Source organism: Streptomyces formicae, assembly GCF_002556545.1.
Taxonomy (GTDB): Bacteria; Actinomycetota; Actinomycetes; order Streptomycetales; family Streptomycetaceae; genus Streptomyces; species Streptomyces formicae_A.
Genome location: NZ_CP022685.1, coordinates 8,737,559 through 8,762,275, shown reverse-complemented (window position 1 = coordinate 8,762,275; position 24,717 = coordinate 8,737,559). Strand labels below are relative to the sequence as shown.

The following is a 24,717-nucleotide window of genomic DNA, read 5'->3' as shown; positions in this document are numbered from 1 at the left end:
TCAAGAGCGGCGACGGGCGCGAGCGGGTCAGAAGTGGTCTCCGGCGAAACCGGTCTCGAATTCGTCGACCTCGTCCTGCGCGAGGTCGAGCAGCGGGAAGTCGGAGGGCGTCCGTCCGCCCGCCCCGGGGTCGCTGGTGTGGTCGGCGAGGCCGCCGAGCATCTCCAGCCAGGTACGCCCGAGCCGCTCGGCCCGCGCCTCGTCGACGAGCGCGGCGGGCCAGCTCAGGGTGATCTCCAGCTCGGGCCCTTCCGCGGTGTCGCGCACCATCGCGCCCGCGTCGAGGAGATGGAGCAGGGGCGTGTCCGGGTCGGCGGAACCGCCGATCGCGGTGTCGCCTGTCAACTGCCAGGGGCCGGTGTGGGTCGCGGTGTGCGGCCCCGTGGCGAACCGGCCCATGTAGGTGAAGCCGATCTCCGGGGCGGGCGCGGCCGCGAGGACCCGGCCGGTCTCGGGGTTGAGGTGCCGCAGGAGTTCGTAGCCGAGGCCGTCGCCCGGTATGGCGCGCGCCTGTTCCTTGACCGCCTTGACCAGCGCACCGGCGGCCGGGCCACCGGAGAGCGCGTCCGGCAGGTCGACTCCGGTCACGTCGAGCCGTACCGGATGCGTGCTGGCGAACCAGCCGACCGTACGCGACAGGTCGACGTCCCCGATCGGCTCGCGCCCGTGCCCCTCCACATCCACCAGGACCCTGTCGGCGACGTCGGGCCGCCAGTGCGCCACGGCACCACCCAGGGCGGCGAGCAGCACGTCGTCCACCCCGCAGTGGAACGCGGCGGTCGTGCGGCCCAGCAACGTCTCGACCTGCCCCCTCGGGAGCTGCCAGGTGCGGTGGCGCAGGATGCGTACGGTGTCGACTTCCTTGTCCACCTCCCGCCTCCCCAAGTGTGGTCGTGTCTCGCCGAGCAACCGGAGCCAGCCCCCGAGCTCCGCGATCCGCCGTTCCCCGGCCGCCTCGGCGGAGAGGAGCTCCGACCAGCGCCGGAACGACACGCCGACCGGGTCGAGTTCGGGCTGGCGTCCCTCGGCGACCGCTTCACAGGCCGCTTGCAGGTCCGGGACGAGGACGCGCCACGACACGCCGTCGACCACCAAGTGGTGCGCTGAGAGGACCAGTTGACCCGGTCGGCCGGGGCCTGCGTCCACCCAGACCGCCTGCACCATCACCCCGGCCGCCGGGTCGAGCCGCTCGACGGCGTCGCGGGCCGCGCGCGTGGCGATCTCGCCCAGATCCCCTTCGGCGGCAGCCTCGATCCGGGTCACCAGGCGAGTGGCATCCACCGTCCCACGCTCGCCGACGAGCAGTTTCGACTCGCCGGGTATCACCCGCGCCCGCAACATGTCGTGCGTATCGAGGAGCGCGGCAAGCCCGGCACTCAGCACGTCGAGGCCCAGCCCCGCCGGAGCACCCACCGTCACCCACTGCGCGAACCCCGGACGGGCGGCTCGCTCCCCCAACACCCGCATCACCGGCGTCCACGGGACCTCGCCGACACCCACCACGTCGGCGGCGGGCTCCTGCCCTGCGGCCTCGGCGACCGCTGCCAGGCGTTCGGGCGTCTTCTCCTCGAAGACCTGGCGCGGGGTGAGGACCAGGCCCGCCCCGCGTGCCCGCGAGGCGAGCTGCATCGAGCTGATCGAGTCGCCGCCCAGCTCGAAGAAACTGTCCTCGACACCGACCCGGTTGAGACCGAGCACCTCCGCGAACAGGGCACACAGCGTCTCTTCGGCGGCCGTACTCGGTGCCCGGTCCGACACGCGGGCCGCGAAGTCGGGGGCGGGCAAGGCGGCACGGTCGAGCTTGCCGTTCACGGTCAGCGGCAGCGCGTCCAGGACCAGGACCGTCGCCGGGACCATGTACTCGGGCAGACGCGTGGCCGCGTACGCACGGATCGCCTCCACATCCACGCTTACGGAAGCGTCCGCGACCACATACCCGATCAACCGCTTGTCACCGGGACGGTCCTCACGCACCACCACCGCCGCCTGACGCACACCCACATGCGCCGCGAGAACCGCCTCCACCTCACCCAACTCCACCCGGAACCCACGGATCTTCACCTGCTCATCCGCACGCCCCGCGAACAACAACTCACCATCCGAGGTCCACCGCGCCAGATCCCCGGTCCGATACATCCGGCCACCCGCACCACCGAACGGACACGCCACAAAACGCTCCGCCGTCAGATCCGACCGACCCACATACCCCCGCGCCACACCCGGACCCGCCACATACAACTCACCCGTCACACCCAACGGCACCGGCTGCAAAAACCCATCCAACACATACGTCCGCACGTTCCCCAACGGACGCCCAATCGACGGCGAGGCACCCCCAGACTCGACACCGACATCCACCGGCCCGGCCGTCGCCATCACCGTCGCCTCAGTCGGCCCATACGTATTCCACACCCGCGCCTGACCAACCCACCGACTCGCCAGATCAGCGGTCAACAACTCCGCACCCAACACCCAATTCCCGACACCCTTAACCGCCGCAGGATCCAGCACACCCAACAACGACGGCACGACACTCGCCGTACTCACACCGGCTTCACGGATCATGGACGCCAACTCGCTCGGCTCAGCGCGCTGTTCGGCGGTGGCGATCGCCAACGTGCCGCCACCCGCGAGCGTCACAGCCACATCCAGCACCGCAGCGTCGAAACTAAACGAAGCGAACTGCAACGCCACGACGCCCTGTTCGATCCCGAGGACCGGCCGCATCGCCTCCGCCAGGTTCACCAAGCCGCCGTGCGCCACCGCCACACCCTTAGGGCGCCCGGTCGAACCGGAGGTGTAGATGACATAGGCAAGTTGGTCGCCACCCGCCCGCGTTCCCACCGAAGCAGCGGACTCCTCCGCCACCGCCCGCATGGCCGTCTCGTCGTCGAGCAGTACAGTCCTCGCCGCCCCGGCCGGCACCCCGTCCAGCGTTTCCCCGACACCCAGCACCACCGTCGCGCCACTGTCGGCGATCACATAGCCCAGCCGATCCGCCGGATACTCCGGATCCAACGGCACGAACGCAGCCCCCGCCTTCCACACCGCAAGCTCCGCCACCACCATGTCCACCCCCCGCGGCAGACACAGCCCCACCCGCGACTCCCGCCCCACACCCAGACCCACCAAATACCGCGCCAGACGATTCGCCGACGCCTCCAACTCGGCGTACGACAGCACCCGCTCACCCGACACCACCGCCACCGCACCCGGCGACAAACCCACCCGCTCCTCGAACGCCTCAACCACCGAACCCGCCGCCACCGGACACCCCGTGTCGTTCCAGCCCTCGACCATGAGTGCACGCTCCGCGGCGGTCAGCACGTCGATGTGGGCGACCGGTGCCATCGGGTCCGCGATGAACTGCTCCAGGACGCGGATCAGGCGCTGTCCCGCCTCCGCCGCCTCTCGGCGGTCGATGACGTCGGGGCGGGAGGTGACGCGGATCGTGACGCTGTCGGTGACGAGGATGCCGAGGGTCAGCGGGTAGTTGGTCGCCTGGTGGCCCGCCGACGCGGAGAACGTGGGGCGGTCGGGTGTGGGGGGTGCCGCGGGCGGCTGGGGGTAGTTCTCGAAGACCATGAGCGTGTCGAAGACGGCGCCGGGGCCCGCGAGCCGCTGGATCTCCGCGAGGCCCGTGTGCTGGTGGGCGAAGAGAGCGGACTGGCGTTCCTGGAGTCGCGCGAGCATGTGGCTCACGGGCTGCGCGCCGTCGAGCGGCACCCGCACCGGCACGGTGTTGATGAGCAGGCCGACCATCGACTCGGCGCCGGGCAGGTCGGTGGGCCGACCTGCGACGGTGGCGCCGAACACCACGTCCGTACGACCGGCGAGACGCGCGAGGACCAGCGCCCACGCGCCCTGCACCAGCGTGTTCACCGTCAGGTCGTGCGCGCGGGCCAGCTCGACCAGGGCGCGGGTGGAGTCCTCGGGGAGCCGGACGATGCTCTCGTCGGGCAGGACGGGGGTCGTGCCCCGGTCGGCGGGTGCCACGAGCGTCGGCTCGTCGGTCCCGGCCAGCTCCGCGCGCCAGGCGGCACGGGCCGCCTCCTTGTCCTGCCGGACCAACCACGCCAGGTACTCGCCGTACGACGCCGCACGCTTGAGTACGGAGACGTCGCCACCCGCTTCGTACACGGCCGCGAGCTCGTCGAGGAGCACCGGCATCGACCAGCCGTCCATCAGGAGGTGATGGGAGGTGACGACGAGGCGGTGCCGGTGCTCGCCGAGGCGGATGAGCAGCAGCCGCAGGAGGGGCGGGACCGTGAGGTCGAGGCGTTCGGCGCGTTCCTGCGCGGCCAGCTTCTCCGCCTGGTCCCGGATGTCGGCCTCGGCGAGTTGCGACAGGTCGACCTCGCGCCAGGGCAGGGTGACGTTCCGCGTGATGAGCTGGACGGCCTCGCCGGACTTCCTGCGGTGGAAGCTCGCCCGTAACGCCGCGTGCCTGTCGAGCAGTTGCTCCCAGGACGTACGCAACCGGGTTGCGTCCAGCGGTCCTTCGACGGACAGCATGAACTGGACGGCGTAGACGTCGGGGCCCCGGTCGTCGAAGTCGGAGTGGAACAGCAGTCCTTCCTGCAGCGGCGACAGCGGCCACACTTCGGTCAGGGCCGAGCCGTGGGCGGCGGTTGAGGACTTCACCGGGACAGACCTCCCTCTAGTTTTGCTGCGATCGCTTGGAATTGGTCGATCTCGTCCTGCTCGAGATCGAGCAGGTGGAAGTCGGAGGGGGTGTGACCGCCCGCGTCCGGCTCTTCGGTGTGTGCGGCGAGGCCACCGAGCAGACGCACCCAGGTGTGACCCACGCACTCCACGTCGTCCGCCGAAAGGAGGCGTTCGGGCCAGCTGAGCGTGACGGTGAGCTCGGGTCCTTCCTGGGTGTCCCGGACGACCGCGATGCCTTCCAGGACGTGCATCGCGGGCATGTCCTGCCCCGCCGAGCCGCCGGTGCCCGCCGCACCGGCCAGCTGCCAGTCGCCGGCCCTTCCCGCTCCCTCGGCGAACCGGCCCAGGTAGTTGAAGCCGATCTGCGCGGCCGGCGCGGTGTCCAGGACGGCGCCGGTCTCGGGGTTGAGGTGGCGCAGGAGTTCGTAGCCGAGCCCGTCGCCCGGCACCGCCCTTGCCTGCTCCTTGACGGCCTTCACCAACGTACCGGCAGCCCTGCCGCCCGCCATAGCGGCGTCCAGGTCGGCGCCGGTCACCTCCAGGCGTACGGGGTGGGCGCTGGTGAACCAGCCGACCGTGCGCGACAGGTCCGTGTCCCGGAGCTGCTCGCGGCCGTGCCCCTCGACGGTGACCAGGAGACCGGCGCCCGCCCCGGGGCGCCAGTGCGCGACGGCGCCCACGAGGGCGGCGAGGAGCACGTCGTCCACGCCGCAGTGGAACGCGGCCGGGGTCCTGCCCACCAGGGTGGCCGCCTGGTGGGCAGGCACCACCCAGGAGCGGCGGCGCAAGGTGTGTGCCGCGTCGACGTTCCGGTCCAACGGGTGGCGCCCCAGCGGGCGTTGGTGCTTCCCGAGCAGCACGAGCCAGTCCGGGAGTTCGGCGACGCGGCTCTCCGCGATGGCCTCCGCGGCGAGCAGCTCCGCCCAGCGCCTGAACGGCGTCCCCACCGGGTCGAGGTCAGGATCGCGCCCGTCGGCCGCCGCCTCGCAGGCCGCTCGCAGGTCGGGGACGAGGATCCGCCAGGACACCCCGTCGACGACCAGGTGGTGGACCACCAGCGCGATCCGGCCGGTGCGGCCGGGTCCCGCGTCGACCCACACCGCGCGCACGAGCACACCGGAACCGGGGTCGAGGCTGCCTGCCGCATCCCGCGCGGCGCGTCCCGCGATCTCGTCGAGCGCGGCATCGGTGAGGAGCCCCGCCGTGGGGTCGGCGCCCGCATCGGTCCCCGAGGCCCCGGCCTCCGCCGTCGCGTCCACGCGCGACACGAGCCCCTTCGCGTCCACCGAGCCCCGCTCACCGACGATCAGCTTCGGCTCCCCGGGGGCGGATCGCGCCCGCAGCATGTCGTGCGTGTCGAGAACGGCGGCGAGACCGGCACTCAGCACGTCCAGGCCGAGCCCGGCCGGTGCTCGTACGGTCATCCACTGGGTGAATCCGGGAGCGGCGGCCCGCTCGCCGAACGCCCGCATGACCGGCGTCCAGGGCACCTCGCCGACGCCGCTCCCTGCCACGACGGCCGTGGTCTCGACGGCCTCCGCGACCTCGGCGAGCCGCTCCGGGGTCTTCTCCTCGAACACCTGCCGGGGCGTCACGACCAGCCCCCTCCTCCGCGCTCGCGACACCAGCTGCATGGAGCTGATCGAGTCGCCGCCCAGTTCGAAGAAGCTGTCGTCGGCACCGACCCGTGCCAGGCCGAGCATCTCGGCGAAGAGGGCGCACAGGATCTCCTCGGCCGCCGTGCGCGGCGCGCGTCCCGCGGCCCGTTCGGCGAAGTCGGGCACGGGCAGGGCGGCCCGGTCCACCTTGCCGTTCGCCGTACGCGGCAGCGCGTCGAGGACGACGACCGCCGCGGGCACCATGTACTCGGGCAGCACCCCGGCCGCGTGGGCACGCACCGTCCGCCCGTCCACGGCACCCTGATCGGCGGCCGCGTAGCCGACGAGACGCCGCTCGCCCGGGCGGTCCTCCCGCACGAGCACCGCCGCCTGACGCACTCCGGGGCAGCCCGCGAGGGCGGCCTCGACCTCGCCGGGTTCGATCCGGTGGCCATGGATCTTGATCTGTTCGTCCGCCCGCCCCGCGAAGACGAGTTCGCCACGCCCGGTCCAGCGCACCACGTCACCGGTCCGGTACATCCGCTCGCCGGGACCGAACGGGCAGGCCACGAACCGCTGGGCGGACAGGCCCGCACGCCGCAGGTACCCGCGGGCGAGCCCGGCCCCCGCCACGTACAGCTCACCGGCCACGCCCACCGGCACCGGGCGCAGCGCCGCGTCCAGGACGTACACCTGGGTGTTGGCGATCGGGCGGCCGATCGAGGGCGCGCTCTCGACGTCGCTGATCACACCCACCGTGGAGATGACCGTCGACTCGGTGACCCCGTACTGGTTGAACATGGAGCGCCCCGTCGACCAGCGCCTGCGCACCTCGGCGGGCATGGCCTCGCCGCCGGTGATGAGCACCCGCAGCTCGGGCAGCTCCTCGGCGAGCATCTGCGACAGGAAGGCCGGGGGGATCGCCGCGTGGGTGACACCGCGCTCGCGGATCAGGCCGCCGAGTTCCGCGCCGGTGACGTCCAGGCGCGCGGGCGCCAGTACGAGGCGGCCGCCCGCGCACAGCGTCGGCCAGATGTCCGCCATCGAGACGTCGAAGCCGGGTGACACGAGTTGCAGGACGCTGCTGTCCGCGCCGACCTCGTACCGCCGGACGTTCTCCGCGACGAGGTTGCGCAGGCCGCCGTGTGACACCGCCACACCCTTGGGCGCCCCGGTGGAGCCCGAGGTGTAGATGACGTACGCGGCGTGGTCGGCGCGCAGCGGGGCCAGCCGTTCCGCGTCCCCGACCGGGCCTCCGGCGCACCGCGCCAGGGCCTCCGCCACCACGGGGTCGTCCATGACGACGATCCGCCCGGTGAACCCCGCAGGCACCGCGTCCCGCGTCGCCCCGGTGCACAGCACCACGTCCGGGGCGGCGTCGCCCAGCACGTACGCGATCCGCCCCGGCGGGTAGCCCGCGTCCACCGGGACGTACACGCCGCCCGCCATCGACACCGCGAGGAGCGACACGATCATCGCCACGGACCGCTCCCCGACCACGGCGACGCGGCGTTCGGGGCCGACACCGACTCCGATGAGATGACGGGCGAGGCGGCCCGCGTCGGAGGCCAACTCGGCATAGGACAGCGCTTGTTCGCCGCGCGACGACGCCTCGTCCGTGCCGCCGGACACCAGCGCCACCGCGCCGGGCGCCCGCTCGGCCTGCCGCCCGAACAACTCGGGGGCGAGGGCGTCCCGTTCCTCGGTCGTCGTGTCGTTCCAGTAGCCGAGGAGCTGCGCGCGCTCCGCCGACGTCAGGACGTCGATCTCGCTGAGCCGCAGCTCGGGGTCGGCGGCGACCTGCTGGAGCACGTGGGCGAGACGCTCCGCGAGGGCGCGGGCCGTGCCCTCGTCGAAGAGGTCCGTGGCGTACATGATCTCGCCGTCGAGCCCGGCGGGGGCCCCGCGCTCGTCGCGCCGTTCGACGACCGAGAGCGTCAGGTCGAACCGGGCGGCCAGCTCGGGCGGCAGCGGCTCGGGCCGCACCGAGACGCCGGGCAGCTCCCACTCGACCTCCGGCACGTTCTGCAGCGCCAGCATCACCTGGAACAGCGGATTGCGGGACAGCGAGCGCGACGAGCTCAGCTCGTCGACGAGGCGCTCGAAGGGGACGTCCTGGTGCGCGTACGCCGCCAGGTCCGCGGCCCGCACCCGCTCCACCAGCTCCACGAAGGTCGGATCGCCGCCCACGTCGGTACGGAGGACGAGGGTGTTGACGAAGAACCCGGCCAGCTCCTCCAGGGCCGCGTCGCCCCGCCCCGCGGTGGGCGTTCCCAGCACGATGTCCTCGCCCGCGCCCAACCGCGAAAGGAGCACGCCCACCGCCGCGTGCACGACCATGAACATCGTCGCCCTGCCCCGCCCTGCGACGTCCACGAGCCGCGCGTGCGTCTCCGCGTCGGCCCCGACCGGCACCATGTGCCCGCGGAACGAGGGCAGGGCCGGGCGCGCCCGGTCGAACGGGAGGGTCAGCTCCTGCGGTGCCTCCGCCAACGCGGACCGCCAGTAGTCGAGTTGGGCGCTGACGACGCTCTCCGGGTCGTCGAGATCACCGAGGACCTCGCGCTCCCACAGCGCGTAGTCGGCGTACTGGACGGCCAGGGGCGCCCGATCCGGCACCCGGCCCTCGCACCGCGCCGCGTACGCCGCCTCCAGATCCCGCGCGAGGACCCCCATCGACCAGCCGTCGGCGGCCACGTGGTGTGCCACTACCGACAGGACGAACTCGCCAGGGCCCACCGTCAGGAGCCAGGCGCGCCACGGCAGGTCCCCGCGCAGGTCGAAGCCGCCTGCCAGCTGTTCGGCGAGCGTGTCCGCCACCTGGTCCTCGGCCACGCGGACCACGGTCAACGGCGGACGGCCCGCTTTCCCGTCCAGTATGCGCTGGTAGGGCACACCGTCGACGTCGGGGAAGACCGTGCGCAGGCTCTCGTGCCGGTCGGCGACATCACCGAGTGCCGCTTCAAGCGCCGCCACGTCCAGAGCACCCGAAACACGCAGCACCAACGGCAAGTTGTACGCGGCCGCCGCGCCCGGCACCGTCTCCTCGAGCCGGTTCAGGAACCACATCCGCTGCTGCGCGAACGACAACGGCACCACATCAGGACGCACGTAAGGCCGCAACGCCACCCGCGCCGCACCCGGACCTTCACCGACGAGCCGCGCCAGCCCCTCCACCGTCGGCGCACCGAACAACTCCCCTATACCGACCTCGACATCGAGCACCGCCCGCGCCCGGGAGACGAGGCGCATCCCGAGGAGCGAGTCCCCGCCGAGGTCGAAGAAGCCGTCGTCGATCCCGACCCATTCGAGCCCGAGCACCTCGGCGAAGAGTCCGCACAGGATCTCCTCGGTCTGGGTACGCGGCTCGCGGCCGCTGACCCGGGCCGCGAAGTCCGGCGCGGGCAGCGCGGCCCGGTCGACCTTCCCGTTCACCGTGAGCGGCAGCGCGTCCAGGACGAGGACCGCCGCCGGGACCATGAACTCCGGTACGTGGGCGGCCACATGGCGGCGCACGGCCTCGGGGGTCAGAGCGCGCTCGGCGCCTTCGGGGACGACGTAGCCGATGAGGCGCTTGTCACCGGGGCGGTCCTCGCGCACCAGCACGGCCGCCTGACGCACACCCGGATGCCCGGCAAGAACGGCCTCCACCTCACCGGGCTCCACCCGGAACCCACGGATCTTCACCTGCTCATCCGCACGCCCCGCGAACAACAACTCACCATCCGAGGTCCACCGCGCCAGATCCCCGGTCCGATACATCCGGCCACCCGCGCCGAAGGGACAGGCCACGAACCGCTCCGCCGTCAGACCCGGCCGACCCACATACCCACGCGCCACACCAGGACCCGCCACATACAACTCACCGGTCGCACCCACCGGGACCGGCTTCATGAATCCGTCGAGGACATAGGTGCGTACGTTGCCGAGGGGGCGTCCGATGGGCGGCGAGGCGTCACCCGGCCCTACCCCGGCGTCCACGGGACCTGCCGTGGACATCACCGTTGCCTCGGTGGGGCCGTAGGTGTTCCAGACACGCGCCCGACCGGTCCAACGACCCGCCAGATCAGCGGTCAACAACTCCGCCCCGAGAACCCAGTTCCCCACCCCTTCAACCGCCGCGGGATCCAGCACACCCAACAGAGACGGCACCACACTCGCCGTACTCACACCCGTCCGCCCCAACATCGCCGCCAGCGCAGCAGGCTCCGCACGCTCCCACGACGACGCGACAGCCAACGTGCCACCACCCGCCAACGTCACCGCCACATCCAGCACCGCCGCATCAAAACTGAACGACGCGAACTGCAACACCACCACCCCCTCGGCCACACCGAGCACCGGCCGCATCACCTCAGCCAGATTCACCACACCCCCGTGCCCCACCGCCACACCCTTCGGCCGCCCGGTCGAACCAGAGGTATAGATGACATACGCGAGCTGATCCGGAGCGGTGCGTGTCGCCAGCGGGCCGGACGCGTACGCCCTGTCCGTCTCGTCGTCGAGCAGCACGGTCCGCGCCGACCCGACCGGCACCCCGTCCAGCGACCCACCAAGGCCCAGCACGACCTCCGCCCCACTGTCGGCCACCATGAACGCCAGCCGATCCGCCGGATACTCCGGATCCAACGGCACGAACGCACCGCCCGCCTTCCACACCGCGAGCTCCGCCACCACCATGTCCACCCCACGCGGCAGACACAGCCCCACCCGCGACTCCCGCCCCACACCCAGACCCACCAGGCGTCGGGCCAAACGATTCGTCGCCGCGTCCAACTCGGCGTACGACAGGGTTCGTTCGCCGGAGACGACGGCCGCCGCGTCCGGCGTGAGCGCGGCACGCCCCCGGAACGCCTCGACCACGGAACCCGAGGGCACGGGCCTGTCCGTGTCGTTCCAGTGCTCGACGACGCGCAGCCGCTCGGCTTCGGTCAGGACGTCCACCTCGCTGAGTCGGATGCCCGGATCGGCGGCGACCTGTTCGAGGACACGTGTGAGGCGGTCCGCCAGGGTGTGGGCCGTCGCCTCGTCGAAGAGGTCCGTGGCGTAGAGGATGTCGCCGTCGAGACCACCGGGGCGGCCGTCCGCGTCGCGCTGCTCCGTGAACGTCACCGCAAGGTCGAACCGGGCCGCGGGAGCCGTCATCGACGCCGAGGTCACTCGCGCGCCCCGCAGCCGCCACTCCGGTTCGGGGACGTTCTCCAGGGCCAGCATCACCTGGAACAGCGGGTTGCGGGACACCGAGCGCGCGGGGTTGACCTCGTCGACGAGGCGCTCGAAGGGGACGTCCTGGTGCGCGTACGCCGCGAGGTCCGCGGCCCGCACCCGCTCAAGGAGTTCCGCGAAGGTCGGATCGCCGCCCACGTCGGTACGGAGAACGAGGGTGTTGACGAAGAACCCGGCCAGCTCCTCAAGTGCGGCATCCCCGCGCCCGGCCGCGGGCGTTCCCAGCACGATGTCCTCGCCCGCGGCCAACCGCGAAAGGAGCACGCCCACCGCCGCGTGCACGACCATGAACATCGTCGCCCTGCCCCGCCCTGCGACGTCCACGAGCCGCGCGTGCGTCTCCGCGTCGGCCCCGACCGGCACGCGACGCCCGTGGAAGGACGGCACCGCGGGCCGCGCCCTGTCCATCGGGAGCGCCAACTCCTGCGGGACACCCGCCAAAGCCGCACGCCAGTAGGCCAGTTGACCGCTCAGCACGCTGTCCGGGTCGTCGAGATCACCCAGGAGCTCCCGCTGCCACAGCGCGTAGTCGGCGTACTGGACGGCCAGCGGCGCCCGTTCCGGCACCCGGCCCTCGCACCGCGCCGCGTACGCCGCCTCCAGATCCCGCGCGAGAACTCCCATGGACCAGCCGTCCACGGCCACGTGATGCGCCACCACCGACAGGACGAAGTCGTCGCTACCGAGTACTAACAGGGCTGCCCGCCAAGGGAGTTGAACGCGGAGGTCAAAGCCCCTGGCCGCGTGCTCCGCCAGGACGTCGTCGGCCTGCTCCTCGCCGGGTCGCACGATCGACAGCTTCGGTCGGCCCTCGTCGCCGTCCAGCACCCTCTGACGGGGTACGCCGCCGACGTCGGGGAAGACGGTGCGCAGGCTCTCGTGCCGGTCGGCGACATCACCGAGCGCCGCCTCAAGCGCCACCACGTCCAGAGCACCCGAAACACGCAGCACCAACGGCAAGTTGTACGCCGCCGCCGCACCCGGCACCGTCTCCTCAAGCCGATTCAGGAACCACATCCGCTGCTGCGCGAACGACAACGGCACCACATCAGGACGCACGTAAGGCCGCAACGCCACCCGCGCCACACCCGGACCTTCACCGACCAGCCGCGCCAACCCCTCCACCGTCGGCGCACCGAACAACTCCCCTATGCCGACCTCGACATCGAGCACCGCCCGCGCCCGGGCGACAAGCCGCATCCCCGCCAGCGAGTCCCCGCCGAGGTCGAAGAAGGAGACGTCCGCGCCGACCCGCCCCAGCCCGAGCACCTCGCCGAACAGCCCGCACAGCACTTCCTCCACGGCCGTCGCGGGACCTCGGCCGCCTCCCGCACCGGCGAAGTCAGGCGCGGGCAGCGCGGTGCGGTCGAGTTTCCCGTTGGCGGTGAGGGGGAGCACGTCCAGGTCCAGGACGGCGGCGGGGACCATGTAATCCGGCAGAGCGTCGGCCAGGTACGCGCGCAGCTCCTGCGGGGTCGCGGACCCTGTGCCTTCGGGGACGACGTAGCCGATGAGGCGCTTGTCACCGGGGCGGTCCTCGCGCACCACCACGGCCGCCTGACGCACACCCGGATGCCCCGCGAGAACGGCCTCCACCTCACCGGGCTCCACCCGGAACCCACGGATCTTCACCTGCTCATCCGCACGCCCCGCGAACAACAACTCACCATCCGAGGTCCACCGCGCCAGATCCCCGGTCCGATACATCCGGCCACCGTCGCCGAACGGGCAGGCCACGAACCGCTCCGCCGTCAGACCCGGCCGACCCACATACCCACGCGCCACACCAGGACCCGCGACATACAACTCACCGGTCACGCCCGCAGGTAAGGGCCGCAGGTGCCCGTCCAGGACGTACGTCTTGACATTTCCCAGGGGTCGCCCGATGGGTGGCGGCGCGTCCTGGGGGCGTATGTCTCCCGCGACCGGTCCGGCTGTAGTGATCACCGTCGCCTCGGTGGGGCCGTAGGTGTTCCAGACACGCGCCCGACCGGTCCAACGACCCGCCAGATCAGCGGTCAACAACTCCGCCCCGAGAACCCAGTTCCCCACCCCTTCAACCGCCGCGGGATCCAGCACACCCAACAGAGACGGCACCACACTCGCCGTACTCACACCCGTCCGCTCCAGCATCACCGCCAGCGCAGCAGGCTCAGCACGCTCCCACGACGACGCGACAGCCAACGTGCCACCACCCGCCAACGTCACCGCCACATCCAGCACCGCCGCGTCAAAACTGAACGACGCGAACTGCAACACCACCACACCCTCGGCCACACCCAGCACCGGCCGCATCACCTCAGCCAGATTCACCACACCCCCGTGCCCCACCGCCACACCCTTCGGGCGCCCGGTCGAACCAGAGGTGTAGATGACATACGCAAGCTGATCGGCCCGAGGAGGCACGCCCAGGCGCTCGGCGGGCTGGGCGTCGATCGCCTGCACGGTCCGTGTCGCGTCGAGCAGCACGGTCCGCGCCGACCCGACCGGCACCCCGTCCAGCGACCCACCAAGGCCCAGCACGACCTCCGCCCCACTGTCGGCCACCATGAACGCCAGCCGATCCGCCGGATACTCCGGATCCAACGGCACGAACGCAGCCCCCGCCTTCCACACCGCGAGCTCCGCCACCACCATGTCCACCCCACGCGGCAGACACAGACCCACCCGCGACTCCCGACCCACACCCAGACCCACGAGATGGCGTGCGAGGCGGTTGGCTCGCGCCTCCAACTCTTCGTACGACAGCGTGTGTTCACCGGCGATCACCGCGGCCGCGTCCGGCGAACGGTCCGCCCAGCGCTCGAACGCCCCGAGCACAGAGTCCGCCGCCACCGGCCGGTCCGTGTCGTTCCAGCCGCGCACCACGCGCAGCCGCTCGGCGCTGTCCACCGCGTCCACGCGGCCCAGCGGCGTCGCCGGGTCGGCCACGGCGCGTTCGAGGAAGGTGAGGAAGGAGCGGTGGGTCGCGCCGAGCCACGCGCGGTCGTAGAGCGTGGGGTTCGCCTCCAACGTCACCCGCATGCCCTCGTTCTCCGACCAGCCGCTCACCAGTACACCGAAGTCCTCGACGCGCCGGGTCGACACATCGCGCACGAGGCCCCGGTGTGCGCCGAAGCGGAGGCTCTCGCCCGCCATCGGCAGCACGTTCACGTACGGGCCGAAGTGCCAGCGGTCGCCGACCGGCCAGTTGAGTTCGCGGCGCAGGCGCTCGCCGCGGAACGCCTGGTGGTCGAGGAGGGCACCGACCTCGCGGCCCGCCGCCCGGGCCAGGTCGAGCAGGCTCAGGGCGGGGGACGTGGGCAGGCGCAGCGGCAGGATGTTCGCCATCGTGCAGGGGGTGCGCCGCGCCTCGGGCGTCATGCGTCCGGCGACGGGGAGGCTCAGGACCGTCTCGTCCGCTCCGCTCATCCGTCCCGTGAAGGCCGCGAACGCGGCGACGACGAGCCTCGGCCAGCTGACTCCGGCACGGGCCGCCGCCGCGCGCAGGTCCTGCACGGCTTCGGGCGGCAACTCCCCTGTCATCCGCAGGACTTCGAGCGTCACGCCGCCGGGGGTGTCGCTGCCGCTCGTGCCGCCGGCCGCCGGGGTGCCGTGCCCCGGGATTCCGGCGGGCTCGGGGCGGTCGGCGAAGCGGTCGAGCCAGTAGCGGCGGTCGCGTACGGCCCGCTCCGATTCCCGGTAGGCGGCCTCCTGCGCCAACAGGGCGTCCAGCGAGGCGTGCTCGGCGGGCGTTGGCGTGTTGCCGTGCAGCAGTTCCGTGTAGAGGTGCGCGACGCGGCGCGCCACCAGGGAGCAGCCGAAGGCGTCCATCAGGAGGTGGTCGTAGCGCTGGAACCAGACGTAGTGGTCGGGCGCGAGCCGGAAGAGGGTGTACGAGAACGGTCGGTCGGCGTGGGCGCCTTTCTCCATGCGGAGTTCCGCCCGCATCCATGCTTCGGCCGCTTCCTTCGGCTCGTTCTCGGCGCTGAGGTCAACAGTGCCCATGAGGTCCATGCCCATGAGGTCCATGAGGTCCCCGTGTTGTTCGTCGGGGCCTTCGAGGGACAAGTCCCTTTCCGGAAAAGGCCCGACGAGCTGGACCACCTGTCCCTGCTCGTCGTATTCCACGCCATGTACCTGAAGGGTTTCCGTCTCGGCGACGGCCTGCCGCAGTGCTCGCCGGAATGTCTTCGTATCGACCGGGCCGAGGATTTCGACGTATTGACCGACGCTGTAAAGGCGGCGCGAGCCTGCCACGCGCTGCGCGAGCCAGATTCCTTCCTGGGAGTCGAACAGGGGCAGAGAGCGACCAGCCTTGCCGTTCATAAACATCCCCCTAGCCGCGCGATCCGCGTCGGCTGTTTCCTCGACTCCACTCGGACGAACACGCATGAGGACGATACTCATTGCCCGCCGTTAAGGCGACGAATGACCGGGGACCCCGTCTTTTCTCCGGCCCTGCCGAGCCCGTCCAACCGCGCGTTTTCCGCACTTGGACACCTGGACGACACCTGGACGGGCATGCGCGCATTCCAGGTTAGGCCGAGCGATGTATGACGCGCGAGCGTCCGGGAAAGCGTCCACCGGCGAGCTCGCCGCTCGCGTCTTTACCGGGTTTCCGCCGCCCGGAATTCGCGTGCGTGCGACGGTTCACGCGGCGGGAAGGCGACCTCGACGACGAGGCCGCCGTTCGGCCTGGCCTCCGCGCGCAGGGCCGCGCCGTGCGCGACGGCGATGGAGCGCACGATCGAGAGGCCGAGGCCGTGGTGGCCGTCCCCGGAGCTGCGGTCGAGCCGCTGGAAGGGTTCGAGGAGCCGGCCCACCCGGTCCGGCGGAACCGTCGGTCCCGTGTTGGAGACGCGGACGACGGCGTTGCCGCCCTCGACACCGACGGCGACCTTCACCCACCCGCCGGGCACGTTGTACCCCAGGGCGTTGTCCAGGAGGTTGGCCACCAGGCGCTCCACGAGCGCGCCGTCGCCCCAGATGTCGGCGCGCGTGGTCACCGCGTCGACCCGCAGCCCTCGGCGCTGCGCCTCCGCGCGCCAGCTGAGCACCAGTTGCTCCGCCACCTCGCCGAGGTCCAGGGGCTCCCTGCGGTCCGGGTCCGGGCCTCGTTCGCTGCTGGAGAGCGTGAGGAGGGACTCCAGGAGCCTGGCCTGCTGCTCGCTGAGGACGAGGAGGCGCTCGAAGTTGGAGCGGAAGGAGTCCACGGTCGCGTCACGGTCGATCAGCGACTCCTCCAGGAGCGCGTGTTCCACGGTCAGCGGCGTGCGCAGCTCGTGTGCCGCGTTGGCCACGAACCGTTTGTGCGAGTCGAGCGCCGTCTCCAGACGGCCGAGCAGCCCGTCGACGGTGTCCGCGAGGTCCTTGAGTTCGTCGCCGGGCCCCTCGACGGCGAGGCGTTCGTGGACGTTGCGCGCGGAGATCCGCTGGATGCTGGACGTCATGGTGCGCAGCGGCCGCAGCACGCGCCCCGCGATCAGCCAGCCGAGGCCGATCGCGATCACCGACATGATCGCCAGGGCGATGCCCGACTCGATGAGCAGGTCGTGCATTTCGGCCGCGTGCTGGCGTACGGCCTGCTGCCGCTGCGCCTCGGCGAAGGCGCCCACCGCGCTGGGCGCCATGCTGTCCGGGTACAGGTGGATGCCGCCGTCCGCGGGCAGTGCGGCGTTCCCGCCGACGTTGCCCCGGCTGAACAGGAAGAAGCCGTTGGGCCTGTTGGCCAGCAGATAGGTGATGGTGAGCAGGACCGCGCCCGACAGGACGAACATCAGTCCGTACAGCAGGGTGAGCCGCATCCGGACCCTGCGGGGCAGCAGCCGGGACACGAGCACGGCGCGCGACCGGGCGAAGCGGGGTGAGCCTGGCAGACGTATCGGCATCTCACATCACATCTTCAGATCCGGTTCCGGTCATCTTCAGATCCGGTACCCGCCGCGCGGCACGGTCTCGACCAGGGGCGGTGCGCCGAGTTTTGAGCGCAGGCGGTTGATCGTGGCCTTGACGGTGGTGGTGAACGGGTCGGCCGCCTCGTCCCACACCCGCTCCAGGAGTTCCTCGGCCGACACGACGCGTCCCTGGGCCGCGAGCAGGTACTCCAGTACCGCGAACTCCTTGGGGGTGAGCGCGAGTCGTTCCCCGGAGCGCGTCGCGATGCGCTGCGCGGGGTCGAGGCGCAGGTCGTCGTGGACCAGGACCGGCGGGACCGCCGTCGCCGAGCGCCGGGCCACCGCCCTGATGCGGGCGACCAGTTCGGCGTAGGCGAAGGGCTTGGGGAGGTAGTCGTCCGCGCCGAGCGTGAGGCCCTCCACCCGGTCGGCGATGGTGCCCGACGCCGTCAGCATCAGCACGCGGGTACGCGCGGGTTCCTCGACCAGGGCGCCGCAGACCTCGTCGCCGTGGATGCCCGGCAGGTCCCGGTCGAGCACGACCACGTCGTAGTCCACCACCGAGGTGCGTTCCAGGGCGTCCTCGCCGTCGTGGACGACGTCGACCGCCATCCCCTCCCTGCGCAGCACCCTGGCCACCGATTCGGCCAGTTCGGCATGGTCCTCGACCACCAGCACCCTCACCGCTCACCCCCACCTAAGCGCGCGTTGCGACCGAGCTGAGCGGGCGACGGCACGGATCTTGGCTGACCAGGATGCCCGGGCCGAGGTCACGTACCGGTCACAGCCCGCCGCGGCCGTGTGCGGAGCACATACAGCAGCAAGGTACCCCGCACGGCGGCGCGGCATCCGCGCCGCCGCGAACGACGGTGCGGATGCCGCGCTTCCGTATGCGTGCGGGTCAGTCCTGCCGCAAGGTCATGCCTGCCGCCGGGTCAGTCCTGCCGCGGCGGGGGCGGTCCGCCGATGATCCGCGGTCCTGGACCGCCCGGGCCAGGACCTGGTCCCGGTCCTCCGTCGGGTCCCGGGCCCTCGCCCAGCGGCAGCAGGAAGAGTCCGGGGCCGCCGGGGCCGCCCGGCATGGGCCCGTCGGGACCGCCGTGCAGCATGGGTCCGCCGACCGGTTCGGGCACCGGTTCCGGGCGCGGTTCGACGCCGTTGGCCGAGCCCTGGCGGGCGAACTGCGTGCGGTACAGCTCCGCGTAGAGCCCGTCGAGCGCGAGCAGTTCGTCGTGGGTGCCGCGCTCCTGGACCCGGCCCTTGTCGACGACCAGGATCTGGTCGGCGTCCCTGATGGTGGAGAGCCGGTGGGCGATCACCAGGGAGGTCCGGCCGCGCAGCGCGGTCTTGAGGGCGCGTTGCAGGGCCGCCTCGGACTCCGAGTCGAGGTGGGCGGTGGCCTCGTCGAGTACGACGATCGGCGGCGCCTTCAGGAGCAGCCTGGCCATGGCGATGCGCTGCTTCTCACCGCCGGACAGGCGGTACCCGCGATCGCCGACGACCGTGTCGAAGCCGTCCGGCAGCGCCTCGATGAGGTGCCAGATCTGCGCGGCCCTGCACGCGTCGATGAGCTCCTGTTCGCTCGCGTCGGGCCGTGCGTAGGTGAGGTTGTCGCGGATGGTCGCGTGGAAGAGGTGCGCGTCCTGGGTGACCATGCCGACGGTGTCGTTGAGCGACTTCAGCGTCACGTCGCGGATGTCGTGTCCGCCGATGCGGATGATGCCCTCGACCGGGTCGTAGAGCCTCGGCACCAGGTGGGTGATGGTCGTCTTGCCCGCGCCCGAAGGGCCGACGAGGGCGGTGAGCTTGCCCGCGGGCGCCGTGAAGCTCAGGTCGCGCAGCGTCCAGGCGTTCGTGGTGCGTTCCTGCGAGGGCAGCGCGATCGACTCCAGGGAGGCGAGGGAGACGTCGGACGCCTTCGGGTAGCGGAAGGAGACCCCGTCGAACTGGATCTCGGGTGCCGTCGTGCCGCCCTCGGCGGACGAGGGAAGCGGCACGGCGTTCGGCTTCTCGGAGATCAGCGGCTTGAGGTCGAGGACCTCGAAGAGCCGGTCGAAGCTGACGAGGGCGGTCACCAGGCTGGTGTGGGCGCCCGAGAGCTGGTTGATCGGCGCCATGAGCCGGGTGAGGAGCACGGCGAGCGCCACGAGCGTGCCGATCTGGAAGGTGCCGTCGATGACGAGGCTGCCGCCCAGGCCGTACACGAGGGCCGTGGCAAGGGAGCCGACCAGCGTCATCGTCAGGAAGAGCATCCTGCCGTAGACGGAGGTCAGGATCCCCAGGTCGCGTCCCTTGGCGGCGAGGCGGGAGAACAGGCCCGTCTCGGAGGCGGGCCGGCCGTAGAGCTTGGCGAGCAGCGCGCCCGTGACGTTAAACCGCTCGTTCATGAACGAGCCGACCTCGGCGTTGACCTGCATGTGCTCGCGCATGATGCGCTGGAGCCGCTGGCCGACGATCCGGCCGGGCAGGATGAACAGCGGGATGACCACCAGGGAGATCAGGGTGACCACCCAGGAGAGGTAGAACATCGCGCCGAGGACGAGGATCAGGGTCAGTCCCGCGGAGACCACCGTGGACAGCAGGGTGGTGACGGCCTGTTGGGCGCCGACCACGTCGGTGTTGAGCCTGCTGACGAGGGACCCGGTCTGGGCGCGGGTGAAGAACGCCAGTGGCTGGCGCTGCACATGGTCGAAGATCTTGGTGCGGAGGTCGTAGATGAGTCCCTCGCTGATCCGGCCCGAGTACCAGGCCTCCGCGAATCCCACGGCCGCACTGACGAGTGCGAGTCCCGCGACCGCCACGGAGATCCATACGACGAGGGAGGTGTTGCCCTTGGAGATGCCGTCGTCGATGAGGTACTTGAACAGAATGGGCATGGCCACCACGTTGGCTGCGTTCAGCGCGGTGACGATCACGAGGAGAACTATGTTGACGCGGTACGGTTTTGCGTAGGGGAGGATTCGTTTCGCCGTGCCGGCTTTGATCTTCTGCCTGGTCACCGACTCGTCCGGACCCATCCCCCGTATCACCATCGGCCCCGGGCCGCCGATCATGGCCACGAAAACCTCCTGTTTTCGTTGTCGTTCAGGTCGGGGTTCGCCTAGCTGGCGGCTTCGTACTTGTCCATTTCCTCGATGAGGCTCTTGGGGCGCATGTCCGTCCAGTGCTCCTCGATGTAGTCGAGGCAGGCCGTCCGGGTGTCCTCTCCGAAGACGGCCTTCCAACCGGCGGGCACCTCGGCGAAGGAGGGCCACAGCGAGTGCTGGTTCTCGTCGTTGACGAGAACGAGGAAGGTGCCGTTTTCGTCGTCGAACGGGTTCGGCATAACAACTCCGATCAATTTCCGTCGGCAGGGCGTGTTTCACGCTAGCCGGGGCTTATGAGGAGCGACAAGGCCGTCCAGGCGGCCCCCGGAGAAGAAATCGACGATCGCGGAATTCACCGCTGCCGGGTTCTCCAGATATCCGTAGTGGCCGCATCCCGGGATCTCGGCATAGGAACTGCCGGGAATGGAGCGCGCGACCTCGCGGGACAGGTGCGGGCGCACCACCAGGTCGTCCTGGAATCCGATGACGAGGCACGGTGTGGTGATGCGCCGGTAGGCGGGACGGCGGTCGGGGATGAGCTGGAGGCCGAGCTGCCCGCGCGCGCCCGCCGGGTCCACGGCCGACATCTCGAAGACGGCGAGCCAGTCGCGCAGTCGCTCCTCGTCGTTGAGGGTGCGCGGCGAGAGGTTCTGCAGGGCCTTCACGTAGGCGGCGAAGCGGGTCGGCAACTTGCCGTCGCCGTCGCTGAGTTCGAGGTCGGCGGCCGTCATCGCGGCGGTCAGCGCGTCGGTACGTCCGCTGGTGGCCATCAGGACGGCCTGGCGTACGAGGCCGGGGCGGGCCAGCAGGAGTTCCTGGACGGCGAGCGCGCCCAGCGAGTAGCCGACCACCCGGCAGGGGCCCGCGCCCACGTGCTCGATGAGCCTGGCCACGTCCGCCGCCATGTCGGCGAGGGTGAAGCCCTCGGGGCAGGGGTCGCTCGGCGGGATCCCCCGGTTGTCCAGGGTGATCACCCGGTGTCCCGCCGCGGTGAGGGCGGGCACCTGGTGGGTGCGCCACATCCGTCCGGGCGCGCCGGTGCCGGTCACCATGACGACCGGCTCGCCGGTGCCGTACTCCTCGTAGCCGAGGCTGATCCCGTCGCGCGTGGCGATCGGCATCGACGTCTCCCCTCACCCGCCGCCGGGCGCGACCCGGTCGGATCCGCCCGGCCCGGCGCCGAACCTGCCGACCTTGGCGATCACGTCCTGGCCGTAGATCCGCAGCGCCTGCTGGAGCGCGAACTCCGCCATGTACGCGCGAAACGCGTCGGGCGGCTCCTCGGCGAGGTTCAGCATCCGGCGGTTGGCGAGGACCGCTTCGCCGTCGAGGCGCCGCAGGCTCCGCTCCACGGCGGCGTCCATCTCCTCGGGCTCCACGACCTCGTCGACGAGCAGCCGCGCGTCGGGTTCGCTCGCGCGGATCCGGCGGCCCTCCAGGATGACCTGGCGGGCCGGGCGCGGGCCGACGTAGCGCGTGAACCGGAAGTTGGCGACGCCGGGGATGATGCCCTCCTTCGCCGCGGGCAGGCTCAAGTAGGCGTCGGACGCGGCGAGTACGTGGTCGCAGACCAGGAGCACCTGGGTGCCTCCCCCGATCGCGAAGCCGTCCACGGCGGCGACCCACGGCTTCTCGACGCGGGGCGAGTGCCACTGTCCGGGGTGGTCGGCGAGCACACCGCGGACGATCTTGTGGAGGTAGCCGAGTTCACGGCGGAGCAGGAAGCCGACCAGCGGGATGTCGCCGGAGCTGAGGCTCTTGAGGTTGATGCCCGCGCTGAACACGCGCCTGCCCCGGTAGCGCGGATGGCTCATCTCGCCGCCGCGCAGCAGTCCCACGCGTACGGCCGGGTCGAGCAGGGCCAGGTCGACGGCGGTCTCCATGTCGTCGACCTGTGCGCTGTCCTCGGCGTTGAGGCAGTCGCCCCGGCACAGGGTGATCCTGGCGACGCCGTCGTCGCGGCGCTCCAGACGTACGGCGTCCATCTCCACCACACCGGTCCTGGTGAAAGCGGGCAGCAGCCGCAGCGCCCGTGGGGTGGGCCGGAGCATGGCGTCGAGCAGGTGCGGGCCCGCGGTCGGCGAGCGGAGCACCGCGCGCAGGAAGATGCCCTGGTCGATCTCGTCGCCCTCCTTGGCGGCCTGGGGCCTGCTCCGTTCGGCCGCCAGGCGCGCGGCGTCCGGTACCAGTCCCGGGAGTTCGGCCGCCGCCGCTTCGAGGAGTTCGGCGATGCGCAGATCGAGGGTGCGGTCCGCGGTGAGCCGGTCGTACACCGCGTCGGCGTACACGTCCATGAAGCGGGTGCGCAGCGCGCGGGCCGCGTCCTTGGCGGCGGCCGTCGCGGCCCGCTGCCCGCGCGTGCGCGCGGGCGGGGCGGGCAGCGACGCCACCAGGTCCGCGGCGCGCGCGACCGCGCCGGACGCGGCGGAGAGCCGCGTCCAGGCGTCGACGACGTCCTCGTGGGCGCGCCGCGCGGGCAGCACCGTCGTCATGAGGCCGCCGCCTCCTTCGCCGCGCCCTGGCGCAGGGTGCGGTCGCAGGCGGCCAGGTGTGCGCCGAGCGCGTCCTCGAAGCCGGTCGTCGCGGCGTCGAACAGCAACTGCCGCCGGATCGCGACCTCTTGTCCCGAGAGGCCGTCGGTCAGCTCGGCCGCGGCGACGAGCACGTCCTTCGGGTCGTCGACGATCTCGTCGGCGATGCCGAGCGCGAGGGCCTCGGCCGCCTCGATCGGGCGGCCGAAGAGGACGGCCCTGCGGGCCCCCGCCACCCCTGCCAGCTGGACCAGGCGGTAGGCGGCCATGCCGGGCCAGGTGGCGGTGGTGTCGCGCGGCACGAGCAGCCGGGTGTCCGGCGTGGCCACGCGCAGGTCGGCGGCGAGGAACACGTCGAGCGCGGTCCCTCCGCACACCCCGTCGGCCACCGCGACCGTGGGCGCGGGCAGTCGTTCCAGGCGCCGCAGGGCGCGCTCCCACTTGGTGACCAGGGTGACGTCGAACCCGCCGGGACGGTCCCCGGCCGGGGCTCCGGCGACGCGGACGACCACGAGGCCGCGGCCCGCCCGGTCCTCGATCCGGTCGCAGAGCGCCGCGACGGCCTTGACGGCGGCGGGCGACAGCGGCGCGGAGCCGTCGATCTCCAGTGTGTGCAGGGGTTCCATAACCCGTTCCGTCCTCACCATCGAATCAGTGCGGTCTCGATCGTGGAGCCCGGCCCCATGGTCATGAGCACTCCGTAATCGCCGGGCCGGGCGACACCCTCTTCGAGGAGTCGTTCGTAGGAGAAGAGGAACGAGCCGCTGGACACGTTCCCGTGGTCGCGCAGCACGCCGACCGTGTGCCGCACGTCGTGCCTGGTCAGACCCAGGTTCACGACGACGGCGTCGATGACCTTCTTCCCGCCGGAGTGGACCAGCCAGTGCCGGATGTCGCTCCTGCGCAGCCCGGTGTCCGCGAGCAGCCGGTCCACCACGAGCTCGGCGTGCGCGCCCACCACGTAGGGGATCTGCGGGTCGAGGTAGAAGCTGAACCTGCTCTGCTCGCGGTCCCAGTCGTAGCGCATGGCGTCGACCGCTTCGGGGATGACGCAGCTGGCGAACTTCAGGACGGAAGGGGCGGCCACCGTGCGGTCATGACGTACCGTCAGGTCCGGGTCCGAGCGCAGCGCCACGGCCGCGGCCCCGTCGCCGAAGAGGCTGTTGACGACCGCCGTACGCATGGTGCCGTCCACCGTGTACGCGGCGGAGCACGCCTCAACGCACAGGACGACGGCGAGCTCGCCCGGATGCGCCACGGACCAACCGGCCACCACGCCGAGGGCGTTGAGTCCCGCGTTGCAGCCCATGCCGACGATGTCGCTCCTGGAGCAGTGCCGGTCGAGGCCCAACTCGCGGATCAGCAGGGCACTGAGGCCGGGCGTGAGCAGACCGGTGGACGTCACGCAGCACAGGTGCCGCACGTCGGAGAGTTCCGCCCCGACCTCCTTGAGGCAGGAGCGCAGCGCGTCGGCACCCATCTCCAGGGCCAGCGCCTTGTGCTTGTCGAGCAGGTCGCCCTGCTCCTCGGAGTGCCGTACGCCGTGGGCGTCCTGGGGCGGCAGCGTGAGGTTGCGGCGCTCGATCGCGCTGTTCAGGAAGACGGAGCGCACCTTGGGATCGGTGATCCCGAACGCGTCGAGCACTTCCGGCTGGGAGTACGAGGTGGCCGTGACGGCCGTGCCCACCCCGAGGAGCGCGGTGTCGGTGGTCATCGGAAGGTCCACCCCCAC

At 71.5% G+C, this 24,717-nt stretch carries 10 protein-coding genes; all 10 read right to left on the bottom strand.

Annotated elements, in window-relative coordinates; all coding sequences use genetic code 11:
• Positions 1-27: 27 nt before the first annotated feature.
• The gene (locus KY5_RS37715; RefSeq protein ID WP_098246416.1) at positions 28-4,644 is read right to left on the bottom strand and encodes a non-ribosomal peptide synthetase; all 4,617 of its coding nucleotides are present in this window, start codon (positions 4,642-4,644) and stop codon (positions 28-30) included.
• Positions 4,641-15,800, bottom strand: coding sequence for a non-ribosomal peptide synthetase (locus KY5_RS37710; RefSeq protein ID WP_234363058.1), 11,160 nt, complete (start codon positions 15,798-15,800; stop codon positions 4,641-4,643). The genes KY5_RS37715 and KY5_RS37710 overlap by 4 nt, the downstream gene beginning before the upstream one ends.
• A gap of 281 nt (positions 15,801-16,081) precedes the next feature.
• Positions 16,082-17,362 (bottom strand): sensor histidine kinase, encoded by a 1,281-nt coding sequence (locus KY5_RS37705; RefSeq protein WP_098246414.1) that lies wholly within the window; start codon positions 17,360-17,362, stop codon positions 16,082-16,084.
• A 36-nt stretch (positions 17,363-17,398) separates the two neighbouring features.
• Positions 17,399-18,052, bottom strand: a complete 654-nt coding sequence (locus KY5_RS37700; protein WP_098246413.1) for a response regulator transcription factor — start codon at positions 18,050-18,052, stop codon at positions 17,399-17,401.
• 251 nt (positions 18,053-18,303) lie between these two features.
• Complete coding sequence (locus KY5_RS37695) at positions 18,304-20,421, bottom strand: ABC transporter ATP-binding protein (protein WP_098246412.1); 2,118 nt, start codon at positions 20,419-20,421, stop codon at positions 18,304-18,306.
• A 47-nt stretch (positions 20,422-20,468) separates the two neighbouring features.
• Positions 20,469-20,693 carry an MbtH family protein gene (locus KY5_RS37690; protein WP_098246411.1) on the bottom strand — a complete coding sequence of 75 codons (225 nt, stop codon included), beginning with the start codon at positions 20,691-20,693 and terminating at the stop codon, positions 20,469-20,471.
• Between the two features lie 36 nt (positions 20,694-20,729).
• The gene (locus KY5_RS37685) at positions 20,730-21,575 is read right to left on the bottom strand and encodes an alpha/beta fold hydrolase (protein ID WP_098246410.1); all 846 of its coding nucleotides are present in this window, start codon (positions 21,573-21,575) and stop codon (positions 20,730-20,732) included.
• A gap of 12 nt (positions 21,576-21,587) precedes the next feature.
• Positions 21,588-22,946, bottom strand: coding sequence for a (3,5-dihydroxyphenyl)acetyl-CoA 1,2-dioxygenase DpgC (dpgC, locus tag KY5_RS37680; protein WP_098246409.1), 1,359 nt, complete (start codon positions 22,944-22,946; stop codon positions 21,588-21,590).
• Entirely contained in the window at positions 22,943-23,611 is a 669-nt protein-coding gene (gene dpgB, locus KY5_RS37675; RefSeq protein WP_199843419.1) for an enoyl-CoA-hydratase DpgB, read from the bottom strand. The genes dpgC and dpgB overlap by 4 nt, the downstream gene beginning before the upstream one ends.
• Before the next feature lie 14 nt (positions 23,612-23,625).
• Positions 23,626-24,699 (bottom strand): 3,5-dihydroxyphenylacetyl-CoA synthase DpgA, encoded by a 1,074-nt coding sequence (dpgA, locus tag KY5_RS37670; RefSeq protein ID WP_098247740.1) that lies wholly within the window; start codon positions 24,697-24,699, stop codon positions 23,626-23,628.
• Positions 24,700-24,717: the final 18 nt, after the last annotated feature.